Raw genomic sequence first — 13,453 nt, 5'->3', positions numbered from 1 at the left:
TGATAATTAAAGGATAGCCGCTCTTTCTGGATGTGGGAGACATAAGGCTAAATTCGGTACACGTCAGGGCTGTTTTCGGATATATCTCTATACCGGGAACCCGTTATTTCTCATTGTCATCCTGACCGTAATACAGTTTCCCGATACGAATCAGCGGGCGTCCCTGAGACTTACGATGCAGGTTACTGTCCCTGAGTGAATAAACGCACCCGCAGTACTCCTGCTTGTAAAACTGCTCCCGCTTGCTGATCTCAATCATGCGAGAGGAGCCGCCCTGTTTACGCCAGTTATAGTCCCAGTAAACCATACCCGGATAGCGCGCGGCAGCACGCTGGCCGCACTCATTTATCTGCTGCATGTTTTTCCAGCGGGAGATCCCCAGCGAGCTGCTGATGACGCTGAATCCATTTTCTGCCGCATAGAGCGCCGTACGCTCGAAACGCATATCGAAGCACATGGTGCAGCGGACGCCACGTTCGGGTTCCCATTCCATGCCTTTCGCGCGCTCAAACCAGTTATCGGTGTCGTAATCGGCATCAACAAACGGCACGCCGTGCTTTTCCGCAAACCGAATATTTTCCTCCTTCCGAATGAGGTATTCCTTCTGCGGATGGATATTGGGGTTGTAGAAGAAAATCGTGTAGTCAATCCCCGACGCCTGGATAGCCTCCATCACTTCACCCGAGCAGGGGGCGCAGCAGGAATGCAACAGCAACCTGTCGGCACCGTCTGGCAGGGAAAGTTGTGGGCGGATAAAAGGGGGGGTCGTCATGGCGTTCTGCAATATGTTTATGAAATTTATGGAAGGGTAGCATAAATTCAGAATCTGTTGAGGCGGGACAAAGGCAGGACAGAGCGATCCCGCAGGGCGGGATCTTCTCCGGTACCACGTGTCGCTATTCGGCAAATTTCAGCAGCGCGTCGCTATCAAGACGATAGCGAACCCATTCGGACTGCGGCAGCGCGCCTATGCTCAGGTAAAAATCAATGGCGGGCTGGTTCCAGTCCAGAACGCTCCATTCAAGGCGGCCGCACTGCCGTTTTACCGCGAGCTGCGCGATATGTTTCAGCAGCGCTCTTCCCGCGCCCTTACCGCGATAATCCGGAGAAACGTACAGGTCTTCCATATAAATCCCGTTGCGTCCAAGCCAGGTGGAGTAGCTGGTGAAGAACACGGCATAGCCGGCTATCTTTCCGTCAAACTCCGCGATCAACGCTTCGGTTTTTGTGCCTGCGCCAAAGAGCGTTTCCCGGATCTCCTCCGGCGTGGTAACCACTTCTTCCGGCGCTTTTTCATACACCGCCAGCTCGTAGATCATGGCGTATATTGCCGCTGCATCTTCGGGGCGGGCCTGACGAATGGTGATGCTCATTGTTTTTCCTGTGTTTCGATTGATGGCGTTAAGCATACGGAGTATTGTCCGAAGAATTAAGTGCAATGAAATCAACAAATGATGAATATTATGCATCCGGTACTGAGGCGTCTTGATTTAAACCTGCTGCCCGTTTTCGACGCGATTTACCGCCACCGTTCCGTTCGGCTGGCCGCTGACGAGCTGGCGATGAGCACATCGGCACTGAGCCATGCGCTGTCGCGTTTGCGCATCACCCTTAATGACCCGCTCTTTTTTCGCGAAGGGCATCGCATGTCCCCCAGCGTGTATGCCACTCAGCTTGCGCCTTCCATTGCTTCCGCATTGTCGTTCCTCAATCATGAGCTGACCCCGCAGCCGGAGTTTGACCCGGCCAGCAGTACCGAAAGCTTACAAATTGGGATTACGGACTTTACCGCGCTGTGCATTTTCCCGGCGCTGATGCACAAACTGCAGCTTGCTGCCCCGGGTTTGCGTTTCGAATTGCGCTATCTGCCGCACAGCCCGGCGCTGACGGAACTGCTGGCGGGCGAAGTGGATCTCGCGCTGGGGTTCAGCACTCAGGATGATATCCGGCACCCGGAGCTGGAAGAGATCGACTGGTTTGAAGATGAGTATGTGGTCATCAGCAACGCGCGGCGGACGCGTCTGACGCTGGAGGATTATCTCGCGGCCCGACACCTGGTGGTGACGCCATGGAATGAGAAGCAGGGCGTTCTGGACGTGCGGCTGGAACAACTGGGCTATACCCGACAAATCGCGATCAAAACGCCGTCGATGCTGAGCGCGCCGTTTATCGTTGCGGAAAGCGACCTGCTGATGGCGATCCCCCGTTTTGCCGCTGAGAAGCTGGCTGCGGCAGCGGAACTGAGGATTTTTCCTTTACCGTTTTCGATACGCACGTTTGAGGTGAAAATTTACTCGCATAAACGCAGCGGCCAGCGGGGGGCGACCCGCTGGCTTAAGGAGGAGCTGCAAACGCTGGCGCAGGCGCGTCATTCCGGGCTGTCCGGCTCCCAGGAGAGGATGTCGCCGGGTTGACACTGCAGCGCCTCGTAAAATGAGTAGAGCGCTAAAGTCCAAACGATAAAAAGAGATGCGACCGGAGAAGAAAGTACGATATCGTAACTCTATGATTAAACGCCTAGTTCGCAGGAACACCGTCGCAACAGGACGATAAATGATTGATGACATCCGTTATCTGATAGTGTTTGCAAAGATTGCTGAGGCAGGATCCATTTCAGGTGGGGCGGAAGCGTTAGGGCTTACAACCGCAACGGCAAGCGCGCATTTATCAAAGCTGGAAAAAAATCTTGGCTGCGCGTTACTGTACAGAAATACCCGTAAACTCTCTCTGACTCACGATGGCGCCAACTTGCTGGAAACGGCCAAATCGATGCTGGCGCTGTATGAGCAGGGGGTCATTGAATTTAAGCAGCGTTCGATATCAACGGCGAATAAGCTGACTCTTTCTCTTCCTGCCGTTTTTCTGAAGAGTGCGTTTACTCGCCATCTGGCCGATTTTATAAAACGTCATCCGGGCATTTTACTGAATATCTCTTATAGCGATACGCGAAGAGATATTATTGCCGACGGTATCGATGTGGCATTTCGAATCGGCGAGCTTCCGGACAGCTCTCTTAAAGCGCGCCATCTTTTTGTGCTGCCGCGCCAGGTAGTTGCGTCCCGGGAATTGCTCAGCCATTACCCGACGATTACGCATCCTGATGACCTGGCGAAAATGCCATGGATTGGACTCAATATGAGGCAGAATAACCGGGAATTCCGGCATAAAAATGGAGAAGTGGCTGTCGTAACGTATACGCCCACGGTGTATGTAGATAATGTCGAAGCCGCCTATGCCCTTGCCAGACAACAAATTGGTCTCGCAGCACCTCCTCGCTATTTAAGCGAGGAGGATGTTAAGCGCGGAGAAATGCAGGAAATACTTCCTGACTGGTCATTAGATCCGCTGAAAGTCTATGCCGTATGGCCTTCTAATATGTCGACCAGCAGTATTGCCTACAAATTGATTAATGATATTTATAACGCAATTGAGTTTCACGCGTTATAACGGGTTTAAAACGCTAAAAAGAGCATGTAACACGCCGTAATAAGCAGCAGTCCGCCCATCAACACGTTAAACATCCGGAGCTGCCGCGTGCTCCTGAGCAGCACCGATACTTTTTCTCCCATCAATGCCCATGCAGAAAGCGACAGGTAACAGACAAAAAAATAGACCGCGATAAAGACGGATGCTGTCACAGGGGTTGAGGGTTCAGAAAACATCGCAGCCCCTGATGCGCACGCGGTCCATGCTTTGGGGTTGATCCACTGCATGACAAAACCCTGAATAAAACCGGGTGAATCCGTTTTTGTTAATGACATATCGGACCGTGACGACGCTATCTTATAGCCCAGATACATGATAAATAAAGAACCGGCAATATTAAGATACCGGAAAAACACTGGATATTTTTCGATTGCAGCGTAAAAGCCGAAACATATAAAGATAAGTAATAACGTAAAACCTATCGTTGCACCGGAGACAAATGAGAAGGTCTTTCTAAAGCCGTGAACGGCACCAGACGATATAATCACCATATTAACGGGGCCAGGAGAAAATGAAAGCGTCAGTGAAAATATAAACATTGTTAAAAATACCAGCATTTTATCTCCGTGGGTTGGTTTATCTGCATTAGAGGTACTGCGACTATTAAGTTACAACTTTACTCGTCATGTGTCTGAATACTACCTTGTAACGTATGCCAGAATAAGTAGCCTTTATCTAAAGGTGTGTTTGATTTTTTGCACCGATCGCGCAGGCTGGCAGGAGACTGTAGGCCGGGCAAGCGCAATGCCACCCGGCATACATGGCGGTCAATAAGGGAGAGTCAATTTAACGGCAGGTAGATATCCGTTTGCAGCGCATGTTCTGGCACCTCGTGAATGAAGTTGAGGTAGTGGAAAAATACCGGGGCATCGCGTAGCGTTTCGCCGCTGGCCGGTAGCCAGTCGCGAAACATCGCCCACACCGTGGCGGAAATGGTATCCAGAGACCCCGTGTGACGGCCAACAGCGTAACGTCCACCGTCGATTTCGCCACTGCAAACCCCGAATTCATTTTCTGGTATCGCTTCAGAGATACTGCCGCAGATATCGAAACGAAAGGCGTCTGCGGGTGTGGTTGCCGGGTCATCCCAGGCAATGCCAAACGTACTGCTTTCGTGTACTGGCGATAAGCCCGTAGTTTTACGCCATGCAATAAATTTCGCCGCGCTGTCATTAACCCGATCCGGGCTACCACGGTGCTGCAGCATTGCCACTTGGGTCTGTGGGAAATCAACAATTTTAATTTCCATTGTTTTTTGCTCCTGGAAGGTCATTTTCGGTACGCGCTGGTGCCAGTTCAGCCAGTCCGGCTGCTGCCGAAACTGACGCGGGCTTTTTCCAAACGCGTTTCTGAAGGCGCGACTGAACGATTCAGGACTCTGGAACCCGGCATCGAGCGCAATATCAATCACCTTATCCTGAGGATTAAACGCCAGTCGCCAGGACGCACGACGCAGGCGCAACCACTGAATATAGCGATACAAAGGCTGGCCGCTAAACGCCAGGAACTGCCGGTGAAAATGATAAGGCGAACAGCAGGCTAACGCGCTGAGCAACTCCAGCGTAAGCGGTTCATCGAGATGTTGGGCGATATAGTCGCACACCGTCGTGAAGCGCTCGCGGTAAGCCGTTTTGATTTCATCGTTCATTGCATCCTCCTGATGACCTACTTTGCCTCACCGAACGGCCAAAATCCTGACCGATCTTGCTGATTATGGAGAGGGTATACTGGCGGTATATCGTTGTGCGGCAGCAATCGTTACGTCGTACCTAAGATACTGCTGAATGATGAATGAAGACTCACTTCCTGTACTTATATTAGGTTTGTCATAATCAAAATTTTCTAAGCTACAAAATTCTATGAGAGGTAATGATGGAAAAGGATTTAAAGCCAGAACAAATACTATTGAATAAGGAATAAATGAATGGGGTCATGTTTGTGAACAGACAAATTTCGTGAGTATCGCTGAGGCTATCAGCTGCTCGCCGCTAAAGTGTGGCCAACAGCTGATAGTTTTTTTCAGTTCGCTTCATGATTTGCGCAAATTTCAGCGCAAAATTCCATAAAGGCTTCGACAGCAGCGGGGGGCAGTCGACGAGATGGCCGCGTGATATACAGCGGATAGGTTTCGCCTGGCCAATCCGGGAAAAGTTCGACCAGCATTCCGTCAGCGATCAATTGCGTAACGCTGAGTGAAAGTACCTGAGCAATGCCAACACCACTTACGCAGGATTGCACCATCAGGTCTACATCGGTTGTCGTCAAATGACCATGAGTATCAATAGCCAGTACTTCGCGATCACGACGGAATTCCCACTCAAACGGTTTCCCGCGGCGAGGATCGATATACTGGATGCACTCATGCGTAACTAGTTCTTCAGGATGCTCAGGTCGACCATGCCGTTTCAGATATGCCGGTGATGCCACAGTGAGTACGCGCGTCTGAAAGAGCAATTTCGAAGAAATAGTTGAGGGGAGTTGCGGCCCGAAACGCACCGCAACATCTATACCCTCTGTCACAAGATCCCCTACGTCAGGCTGCTGCACTACTGTTAGTTCCAGTTCCGGGTGACGTTCGCGCAAAAGAGGCAGTTTCGGGGCCAAAATATAACGAGCGAAGATTGGATTAACGCTGACCCGTAATGATCCTCGTACAGCAATGGCGGCACCGGATACGTAGCTTGCCGCAACTTCAATACCTTCAAGGTGTGGCGAGGCGCGCTCATACAAAGCCCGGCCTTCGTTCGTCAGGTTCATCGTACGCGTCGTACGGTTTAGCAAGCGCACTCCGAGCCTCTCTTCAAAACGATCTATCGATCTGCTCACGCCAGAAGCGGACAGTCCCAGCACCTCGCCAGCGCGACTGAAACTACCCGCCTCGACAACTGCGGCCAACACGCTCAATCCTGACAGAAGCCTTCCGTCAAAACTCATAGAGACTCACCTTTGAATTTATTCAAATATAATTTGCATAAAACTACCTTTATCAAAAATGGTGCGCAACCTATTGTGTCAGCCAATTCGTTGCCGGGCGCTATTTTACCTGTCTCCGGCTGGGCAAACCTCGCAACGAACGGCATCACTTAACCCTGAGGAATACGAAATGACAACGACGCGCACTCTTTTTAAAGGCGGCATCATCCTTACTCTGGATGCCGATATACCCAACCTCTCCGTGGGCGATGTTCTCGTCCATGGCGACCGTATCGCAGCTGTGGGTCCGGAACTGCAGGCGGATGATGCCCTGCTGATTGATGCAGCTGGCCATATCGTTATGCCCGGCCTGGTGGATGCTCATCACCATATGTGGCTTGGCGTAATGCGCCGCATGATGCCAAATGTCGACGATCTGTTTGATTACATTGATGTGGTCGCAGAGAAACTGGGCAAACATTATCGTCCTCTGGACATGTACCTGAGTACCAGGCTCACGGCACTTGCCTCACTGGATGCCGGTATTACTACCATCATTGATGCCTGCCACAACTCGCGCAGCCCCGAGCATACTGATGCAGCATTAGATGCTCTAAAGGAAAGCGGCATCCGTGCGTTACATATGGTCGGTGCGGCAATGGATAAAGAAGCTTCATCGGCGCATTTGCCTGCCGATTTGGAGCGACTCTCGCGAAGCTGGAATACAAGTGACAGCCTTGTACACGTTGGTCTGTTTGGTCAGCTCAATCTTGACTGGTGGAAGGTCGCTCGCAAACTCGACATGCGTATTCTGACCGAATTCATCGGCGATCTCGCCAATCTCGGCCCTGAGTTTGCCACGCCGGGCGTACTGGGCACACATAACATCTTCAACCACTGTTCAAGGGTTCCTCAGGATACCTGGAAGCTCCTGGCCGATTCAGGAGTGAACATCACGGTCAATCCACGGTCGGATGCGCTATTTGGCTTCGACGATGAAAGTTTTGCCTACCAGCAGGCTGTCGATCGCGGCTTGACCCCGGCACTGGGCATTGACCTTGATACTGCCTTTGGCAGCGATATGTTCGGGGAAATGCACGCTCTGTTCGGGCAACAGCGATCGGCTATGCGCTACCGTCGCTTCCGTGGTGAGGACAATGTGCCGTCACCCATCACGGCCGAGGAGGTCCTGAAAGCGGCAACGGTTAATGGCGCGCGTGCGGCCGGTTTGGAGGACCAGATTGGCACCCTTACGCCAGGCAAGCAGGCCGACATTATCATGGTTCGCACCAGCGGAGCCGCTGTTTTCCCGGTATCTAACGTCATTGGTACCGTCGTGCAGGCGATAGAGCGGTCTGATGTAGATACCGTGATGGTGGCCGGCCAGCTTCGTAAACGTGCGGGCAAATTGATGGATATTGATCTGGCGGCGCTCAGTACAGAGATAACCGCTTCTCGTGATTACCTGCTCAACGCCAGCGGCTTTCACATCGATCTTTTTAAAGCATCCTGATGACAGAGCGGCCTGATACACCGGGCCGTTCAACCCACTTAATCATATTTCATAAAGGATAATGACATGGGAGCCCTCGCCATTAAGCGGCTCGCGGAGGATAACACCCCGCGCGTCCTGCTTCCCCGCCCGGCAACGGGCGTTATTGCCGCACTTTTCTTTGGCTATCTGGCAGTCGGACTGCCACTGCCGGTGATTCCATTGTTCATCCATGGTCATCTCGGCTTCAGCAACCTGGTGGTGGGACTGGTGGTCGGCATCCAGTTTCTGGCCACCGTCCTGACCCGCGGCTATGCCGGACGGGTTACGGACCAGCAGGGCGGTAAACGTTCTGCTCTGCAGGGAGCAATACTTTCAGCGATAGCAGGGGCGCTGTATCTGGTGGCTTCGGTAACGGATTTATCACCTGCTGCAACCCTTTGCATTGTTATCGCAGGTCGTCTGATGGCCGGTTTTGGCGAAAGTCAGTTCGTGACGGGATGTGTGTCATGGGCCATTGCCTCAGTTGGCCCTCAGCGCGCCGGTAAGTCCATGTCCTGGACCGGCATCGCGATGTTCGCGGCGCTGTCGATTGGTGCTCCTGTTGGCATGGCGTTATACCAGCATTACAGCCTCGCTATGGCGATGATTGCCTGTATTGCTGCACCGATGTTGGCCGCTCTGGTCGCATTTTGTACCACATCATATATATCGCCTGGAGGTCCGCGACTGCCATTCCATCGCGTAGTAGGGCGCATCTGGCGCGAAGGGCTGGGATTAATGCTGCAGGGCGTTGGGTTGTCAGGACTAACCGCTTTTGCCTCGCTGTACTTTGCGGCACATCACTGGCAGAACGCCGGCCTGGTGATGACTGCGTTTGGTCTGGGTTTTATTTTCGTTCGCCTCGCCCTGGGGCATCTGCCAGACCAAACAGGCGGCTATCGCGTTGCGGTTTGGTCACTGGTGGTTGAAGCGCTTGGCCAGGCAATGTTGTGGTTGGGTTCAAACGAATGGATGGCTCTTGCAGGTGCTCTGGTTACCGGTCTGGGCTGTGCACTGGTTTTCCCCGCACTGGGCGTTGAAGCCTTAAAACGTGTTCCACAAGCCAACCGCGGCAGTGCAATGGGCGCATTCGTTGCATTTCTGGATGTCGCTTATGGGATCGCCGGGCCGGTAGCTGGCCTGATCGCCGGTCAGTTTAGTTATGCCGCTGTATATCTGTCTGGTGCGGCCTGTGCGCTGCTGGGGGCGCTGATTGCGAGCGCGTCTCGCATGCAGCAATCCTGAATTAATATCCGAGCCGGCAGCGCTTGCTGTCGGTTTAATAATCTGGAGAAATTATATGTCACGCATTTTTATTTCCGGTTCGTCCACAGGCCTGGGTCTGATGGCAGCTGAACTGCTGGTTCAGCAAGGACACCAGGTTGTATTGCACGCGCGTAATGCGAACCGTGCAGAAGAGGCCCACCGTGCCTTACCCCAGGCTGAAGCCGTCGTTGTCGGTGACCTGGAGACAATTGAGGGTGCCAGGCAAACGGCATTACATGTCAACGCCCTGGGACGCTTCGATGCCGTCATCCACAATGCTGCCGTTGGCTACAATGAAGCGTATCGCGTGACCCGCGACGGGCTGCCGCATGTTTTCGCCATCAACACGCTCTCGGCTTACATCCTCACCGCGGTGATTGAACGTCCGCATCGCCTCGTCTACCTGAGTTCGGGTATGCATCATCATGCCAGGGCAAACCTGGATGATATTCTCTGGCGCAAACGTCGCTGGAATGGGGCCGACGCCTATGCGGAGAGTAAATTGCACGACGCTATGCTGGCTTTTGCTCTGGCGCGTCGCTGGCGTGATGTGCGTAGTAACAGCCTCGAGCCTGGCTGGGTGCCGACAAAGATGGGGGGGCCGCATGCCCCGGACGATATGGACCAGGCGCACCTGACCCAGGCCTGGCTTGCCGCCAGCCGTGATTCTGAGACTGACGTAACGGGGAAATATTTCTATCACATGAAGCGCATGACGGCTAATCCGCAGGCGCACGACGTCGCATTGCAGGATCGTCTCATTAATATTTGTACTGAGATTTCAGGGATAGCGCTGCCGGAGTAATACGTAACGTTAACGAAATGCGCATTAACCATAAAAAACAGAGTGTTTACATATCAAGGATAAAATAGGTACCATACCCCCCTATAGTATCAGGAGGGCGTATGCCGCATTCACCCGAAGATAAAAAACGTATTCTTACTCGCGTCCGCCGCATTCGGGGCCAGGTTGATGCCCTTGAACGCGCGCTGGAGTCGGGCGACCCCTGTCTGGCCATCCTGCAGCAAATCGCCGCCGTGCGCGGGGCTGCCAATGGCCTGATGGGCGAAATGGTTGAAATTCACCTCAAAGATGAGCTGGTGACGGGGGAAACCACGCCGGATCAGCGAGCCGTACGCATGGCAGAAGTCGGCCATTTGCTGCGCTCTTATCTAAAATAAACCCACAGACCTGACAATAAGGGAAGACAATATGAAATCTCGCGCTGCAGTTGCATTTGGTCCCGGCCAGCCGCTGAAAATCGTTGAAATCGACGTGGCACCGCCGAAGAAAGGCGAAGTGCTGATCAAAATCACCCATACCGGCGTGTGCCATACCGATGCGTTTACGCTCTCCGGTGACGATCCTGAAGGCGTTTTCCCGGCGGTACTCGGCCACGAAGGCGGCGGGATTGTGGTGGAAGTGGGCGAGGGCGTGACCAGCCTGAAGCCGGGCGATCACGTTATCCCGCTGTACACGGCGGAGTGCGGCGAGTGTAAGTTCTGTAAATCTGGTAAAACCAACCTCTGCCAGGCGGTTCGCGCTACCCAGGGGAAAGGGCTGATGCCGGACGGTACCACCCGTTTCTCCTATAACGGCGAGCCTGTTTATCACTACATGGGCACCAGCACTTTCAGCGAATACACCGTTTGTGCGGAGATCTCGCTGGCGAAGGTAAATCCGCAGGCGCCGCTGGATAAAGTCTGCCTGCTGGGCTGCGGCGTGACCACCGGTATCGGCGCGGTGCATAACACGGCAAAAGTCAAAGAGGGCGACACCGTTGCGGTGTTCGGTCTCGGCGGCATTGGTCTGGCGGTGATTCAGGGCGCGGTGCAGGCGAAAGCCGGTCGTATCATCGCGGTCGACACCAACCCGGAGAAATTCAAGCTCGCGGGTGAAATGGGCGCGACCGATTTCGTTAACCCGAAGGATCACGAAAAACCGATTCAGGATGTCATTGTTGACATGACCGATGGCGGCGTTGACTTCAGCTTCGAATGTATCGGCAACGTGAACGTGATGCGTTCCGCGCTCGAATGCTGCCACAAAGGCTGGGGCGAGAGCATCATCATTGGCGTGGCCGGCGCGGGCCAGGAGATTAAAACCCGTCCATTCCAGCTGGTCACCGGTCGCGTGTGGCGCGGTTCCGCGTTTGGCGGCGTGAAGGGCCGTACTCAGCTTCCGGGTATGGTTGAAGATGCTATGGTCGGCAAGATTCAGCTCGATCCGTTCATTACCCACCGTTTGCCGCTGGAGCAGATCAACGACGCGTTTGATCTGATGCACGAAGGAAAATCCATCCGTACCGTCATTCATTTCGGCGACAAGTAACTCTTCTGCCAGCGGTTTTTCACCGCTGGCGTTTCTTTAATAATCTTCTCTAAAGTGTGACCAGTGCGGCGTTTTTAGCCGTAATCTAAATCTCTGCCGTGCCGATGACTATTTAACAGGCGTGTTTTTACGCATCTTACCTACAAGAGAGTCGACGGTCATGGACAACACTACTTCGATGCAGGCGCAGCACAAGCTGAGCTTCTTGCATCACATCAGGCTGGTTCCGCTGTTTTCCTCCATTCTCGGTGGCATTATTCTTCTGTTCGCCTTGAGCTCGGGTCTGGCGGGGTATTTCCTGCTGCAGGCCGATAACGATCAGCAGGATGTCACATCCGAAATTCAGGTGCGTATGGGGCTGTCGAACAGCTCAAACCATCTGCGAACCGCACGTATCAATCTGATCCACGCCGGTGCGGCAAGCCGTATCGCGGAGATGGATGCGATGAAGCAGAACATCAGCGAGGCGGAAAAGCGCATTAAGCAGTCCCAGGATAGCTTTACCGCCTATATGAACCGTACGGTGCGCACCTCTTCAGACGAAGCGCTGGACGCTGACCTGAAAGCACGCTACGACGCTTATATCGCGGGCATGCAGCCGATGGTGAAATTTGCCAAAAACGGCATGTTCGAAGCGATTATCAACCACGAAAACGAAACGGCGCGTCCGCTGGATGACGCTTACAACGCCGTGCTGCTGAAGGCGATCAAGATCCGTACCGAGCGTGCCAATGCGCTGACGGCGCAGGCGCACAGCCGCACGCAGCTGGGCCTGATGTTTATGGTGGGCGCGTTTGCGCTGGCGCTGGTGCTGACGGCGATGACCTTTGTCGTGCTGCGCCGTACGGTAATCAATCCTTTGCAGCGTGCAGCGAAACGTATCGAGAATATCGCCAAAGGCGACCTGACGATGCCGGACGACGTGGCCGGGCGCAGCGAAATTGGCCGCCTGACGCGCGATCTGCAAACCATGCAGCACTCGCTTGAAAACACCGTGGGCACCGTACGTCAGGGGGCGGAGGAGATCTACCGGGGCACGAGCGAGATTTCTGCCGGTAACACCGATCTCTCTTCGCGCACCGAGCAGCAGGCCGCCGCCATTGAGCAGACCGCCGCAAGCATGGAACAGCTCACCGCGACGGTGAAACAGAATGCCGATAACGCCCATCATGCCAGCAAGCTGGCGGAAGATGCCTCCGGGAAAGCCAGCCGCGGCGGCCAGATGGTCTCCGGCGTGGTCAAAACCATGGGCAATATCTCCACCAGTTCGAAAAAAATCTCCGAGATCACCGCCGTCATCAACAGCATTGCGTTCCAGACCAATATCCTGGCGCTTAACGCGGCGGTAGAAGCGGCGCGGGCGGGCGAGCAGGGGCGCGGGTTTGCCGTGGTGGCTAGCGAAGTCCGAACCCTTGCAAGCCGCAGTGCGAATGCTGCAAAAGAGATCGAAAGCCTGATTAACGAATCGGTCTCGCTGATCGACCAGGGCTCCGGTGAAGTGGTGGCTGCCGGTAACACCATGAATGAAATCGTCGAAGCGGTTAAACGCGTGACCGACATCATGCTGGAGATTGCCGCCGCGTCCGACGAGCAGAGCCGCGGTATTGTCCAGGTGAGCCAGGCGATTTCTGAGATGGATAAAGTGACCCAGCAGAACGCCTCGCTGGTGGAAGAAGCCTCCGCGGCGGCGGCGTCTCTGGAAGAACAGGGCGCGCGTCTGACCGAGGCGGTCGGGGCGTTTCGTCTGAGCGGTGCAAAGTCGGGCCGCGCGGTGACGTCTGCGCCAGTGGCGAAGAACGCGCCGCTGCGTCCGGCGGCGACGGTTTCCGGGGATAACTGGGAGACGTTCTGAGTTGTCGGCAGTGTCGGGTGGCGCTTCGCTTACCCGACCTACAAAATCTGACCTACAAAAAAGGGACCTT

At 54.1% G+C, this 13,453-nt stretch carries 13 protein-coding genes; 8 read left to right on the top strand and 5 right to left on the bottom strand.

The annotated features are described in order from the left end of the window. Nucleotides 1-103: 103 nt before the first annotated feature. Both DEO48_RS02130 and DEO48_RS02125 read right to left on the bottom strand, forming a co-directional pair. Nucleotides 104-772, bottom strand: coding sequence for an epoxyqueuosine reductase QueH (locus tag DEO48_RS02130; RefSeq protein ID WP_109844218.1), 669 nt, complete (start codon nt 770-772; stop codon nt 104-106). Between the two features lie 124 nt (nt 773-896). Continuing rightward, a complete protein-coding gene (locus tag DEO48_RS02125; RefSeq protein WP_023311653.1) occupies nt 897-1,373 on the bottom strand; it encodes a GNAT family N-acetyltransferase in 477 nt (158 codons plus the stop codon). Between the two features lie 78 nt (nt 1,374-1,451). Between DEO48_RS02125 and DEO48_RS02120 the strand changes: the two genes are divergently transcribed. Both DEO48_RS02120 and DEO48_RS02115 read left to right on the top strand, forming a co-directional pair. After that, entirely contained in the window at nt 1,452-2,414 is a 963-nt protein-coding gene (locus DEO48_RS02120) for a LysR family transcriptional regulator (protein WP_109844217.1), read from the top strand. 139 nt (nt 2,415-2,553) lie between these two features. Then, nucleotides 2,554-3,447: a LysR family transcriptional regulator gene (locus DEO48_RS02115; RefSeq protein ID WP_109844216.1), complete on the top strand. Its 894-nt coding sequence runs from the start codon at nt 2,554-2,556 to the stop codon at nt 3,445-3,447. 5 nt (nt 3,448-3,452) lie between these two features. Here the strand turns inward: DEO48_RS02115 and DEO48_RS02110 are convergent, their stop codons facing one another. From DEO48_RS02110 to DEO48_RS02100, 3 genes are all read right to left on the bottom strand, one after another. Next, entirely contained in the window at nt 3,453-4,043 is a 591-nt protein-coding gene (locus DEO48_RS02110; RefSeq protein ID WP_109844215.1) for a LysE family translocator, read from the bottom strand. A gap of 224 nt (nt 4,044-4,267) precedes the next feature. Continuing rightward, the gene (locus DEO48_RS02105) at nt 4,268-5,134 is read right to left on the bottom strand and encodes a GyrI-like domain-containing protein (RefSeq protein WP_109844214.1); all 867 of its coding nucleotides are present in this window, start codon (nt 5,132-5,134) and stop codon (nt 4,268-4,270) included. 371 nt (nt 5,135-5,505) lie between these two features. After that, a complete protein-coding gene (locus DEO48_RS02100) occupies nt 5,506-6,420 on the bottom strand; it encodes a LysR family transcriptional regulator (protein WP_109844213.1) in 915 nt (304 codons plus the stop codon). Between the two features lie 169 nt (nt 6,421-6,589). Here DEO48_RS02100 and DEO48_RS02095 point away from each other — a divergent pair, with 169 nt between their 5' ends. The 6 genes from DEO48_RS02095 to DEO48_RS02070 all read left to right on the top strand — a co-directional run bounded on the left by DEO48_RS02095 (nt 6,590) and on the right by DEO48_RS02070 (nt 13,383). Further along, complete coding sequence (locus DEO48_RS02095) at nt 6,590-7,912, top strand: amidohydrolase family protein (protein WP_109844212.1); 1,323 nt, start codon at nt 6,590-6,592, stop codon at nt 7,910-7,912. Between the two features lie 66 nt (nt 7,913-7,978). Next, nucleotides 7,979-9,178 (top strand): arabinose transporter, encoded by a 1,200-nt coding sequence (locus DEO48_RS02090; protein WP_109844211.1) that lies wholly within the window; start codon nt 7,979-7,981, stop codon nt 9,176-9,178. A gap of 55 nt (nt 9,179-9,233) precedes the next feature. Further along, nucleotides 9,234-10,004: an SDR family NAD(P)-dependent oxidoreductase gene (locus DEO48_RS02085; RefSeq protein ID WP_109844210.1), complete on the top strand. Its 771-nt coding sequence runs from the start codon at nt 9,234-9,236 to the stop codon at nt 10,002-10,004. A 101-nt stretch (nt 10,005-10,105) separates the two neighbouring features. Further along, nucleotides 10,106-10,381, top strand: a complete 276-nt coding sequence (locus DEO48_RS02080; RefSeq protein ID WP_003857256.1) for a metal/formaldehyde-sensitive transcriptional repressor — start codon at nt 10,106-10,108, stop codon at nt 10,379-10,381. 31 nt (nt 10,382-10,412) lie between these two features. Then, entirely contained in the window at nt 10,413-11,531 is a 1,119-nt protein-coding gene (locus tag DEO48_RS02075) for an S-(hydroxymethyl)glutathione dehydrogenase/class III alcohol dehydrogenase (RefSeq protein ID WP_109844209.1), read from the top strand. Nucleotides 11,532-11,691: 160 nt separating this feature from the next. Next, a complete protein-coding gene (locus DEO48_RS02070) occupies nt 11,692-13,383 on the top strand; it encodes a methyl-accepting chemotaxis protein (protein ID WP_109844208.1) in 1,692 nt (563 codons plus the stop codon). Nucleotides 13,384-13,453 lie beyond the last annotated feature (70 nt).

This window comes from Enterobacter sp. CGMCC 5087 (genome assembly GCF_003144775.1).
GTDB classification, from domain to species: Bacteria; Pseudomonadota; Gammaproteobacteria; order Enterobacterales; family Enterobacteriaceae; genus Enterobacter; species Enterobacter cloacae_M.
This window is presented reverse-complemented; position numbering and strand designations above follow the sequence as displayed.

Coding starts and splice junctions, on each gene's coding strand:
- DEO48_RS02125 (WP_023311653.1), bottom strand. CDS start 1,373: ATGAGCATCACCATTCGTCAGGCCCGCCCCGAAGATGCAGCGGCAATA.
- DEO48_RS02105 (WP_109844214.1), bottom strand. CDS start 5,134: ATGAACGATGAAATCAAAACGGCTTACCGCGAGCGCTTCACGACGGTG.
- DEO48_RS02075 (WP_109844209.1), top strand. CDS start 10,413: ATGAAATCTCGCGCTGCAGTTGCATTTGGTCCCGGCCAGCCGCTGAAA.
- DEO48_RS02130 (WP_109844218.1), bottom strand. CDS start 772: ATGACGACCCCCCCTTTTATCCGCCCACAACTTTCCCTGCCAGACGGT.
- DEO48_RS02090 (WP_109844211.1), top strand. CDS start 7,979: ATGGGAGCCCTCGCCATTAAGCGGCTCGCGGAGGATAACACCCCGCGC.
- DEO48_RS02070 (WP_109844208.1), top strand. CDS start 11,692: ATGGACAACACTACTTCGATGCAGGCGCAGCACAAGCTGAGCTTCTTG.
- DEO48_RS02120 (WP_109844217.1), top strand. CDS start 1,452: ATGATGAATATTATGCATCCGGTACTGAGGCGTCTTGATTTAAACCTG.
- DEO48_RS02080 (WP_003857256.1), top strand. CDS start 10,106: ATGCCGCATTCACCCGAAGATAAAAAACGTATTCTTACTCGCGTCCGC.
- DEO48_RS02115 (WP_109844216.1), top strand. CDS start 2,554: ATGATTGATGACATCCGTTATCTGATAGTGTTTGCAAAGATTGCTGAG.
- DEO48_RS02095 (WP_109844212.1), top strand. CDS start 6,590: ATGACAACGACGCGCACTCTTTTTAAAGGCGGCATCATCCTTACTCTG.
- DEO48_RS02100 (WP_109844213.1), bottom strand. CDS start 6,420: ATGAGTTTTGACGGAAGGCTTCTGTCAGGATTGAGCGTGTTGGCCGCA.
- DEO48_RS02085 (WP_109844210.1), top strand. CDS start 9,234: ATGTCACGCATTTTTATTTCCGGTTCGTCCACAGGCCTGGGTCTGATG.
- DEO48_RS02110 (WP_109844215.1), bottom strand. CDS start 4,043: ATGCTGGTATTTTTAACAATGTTTATATTTTCACTGACGCTTTCATTT.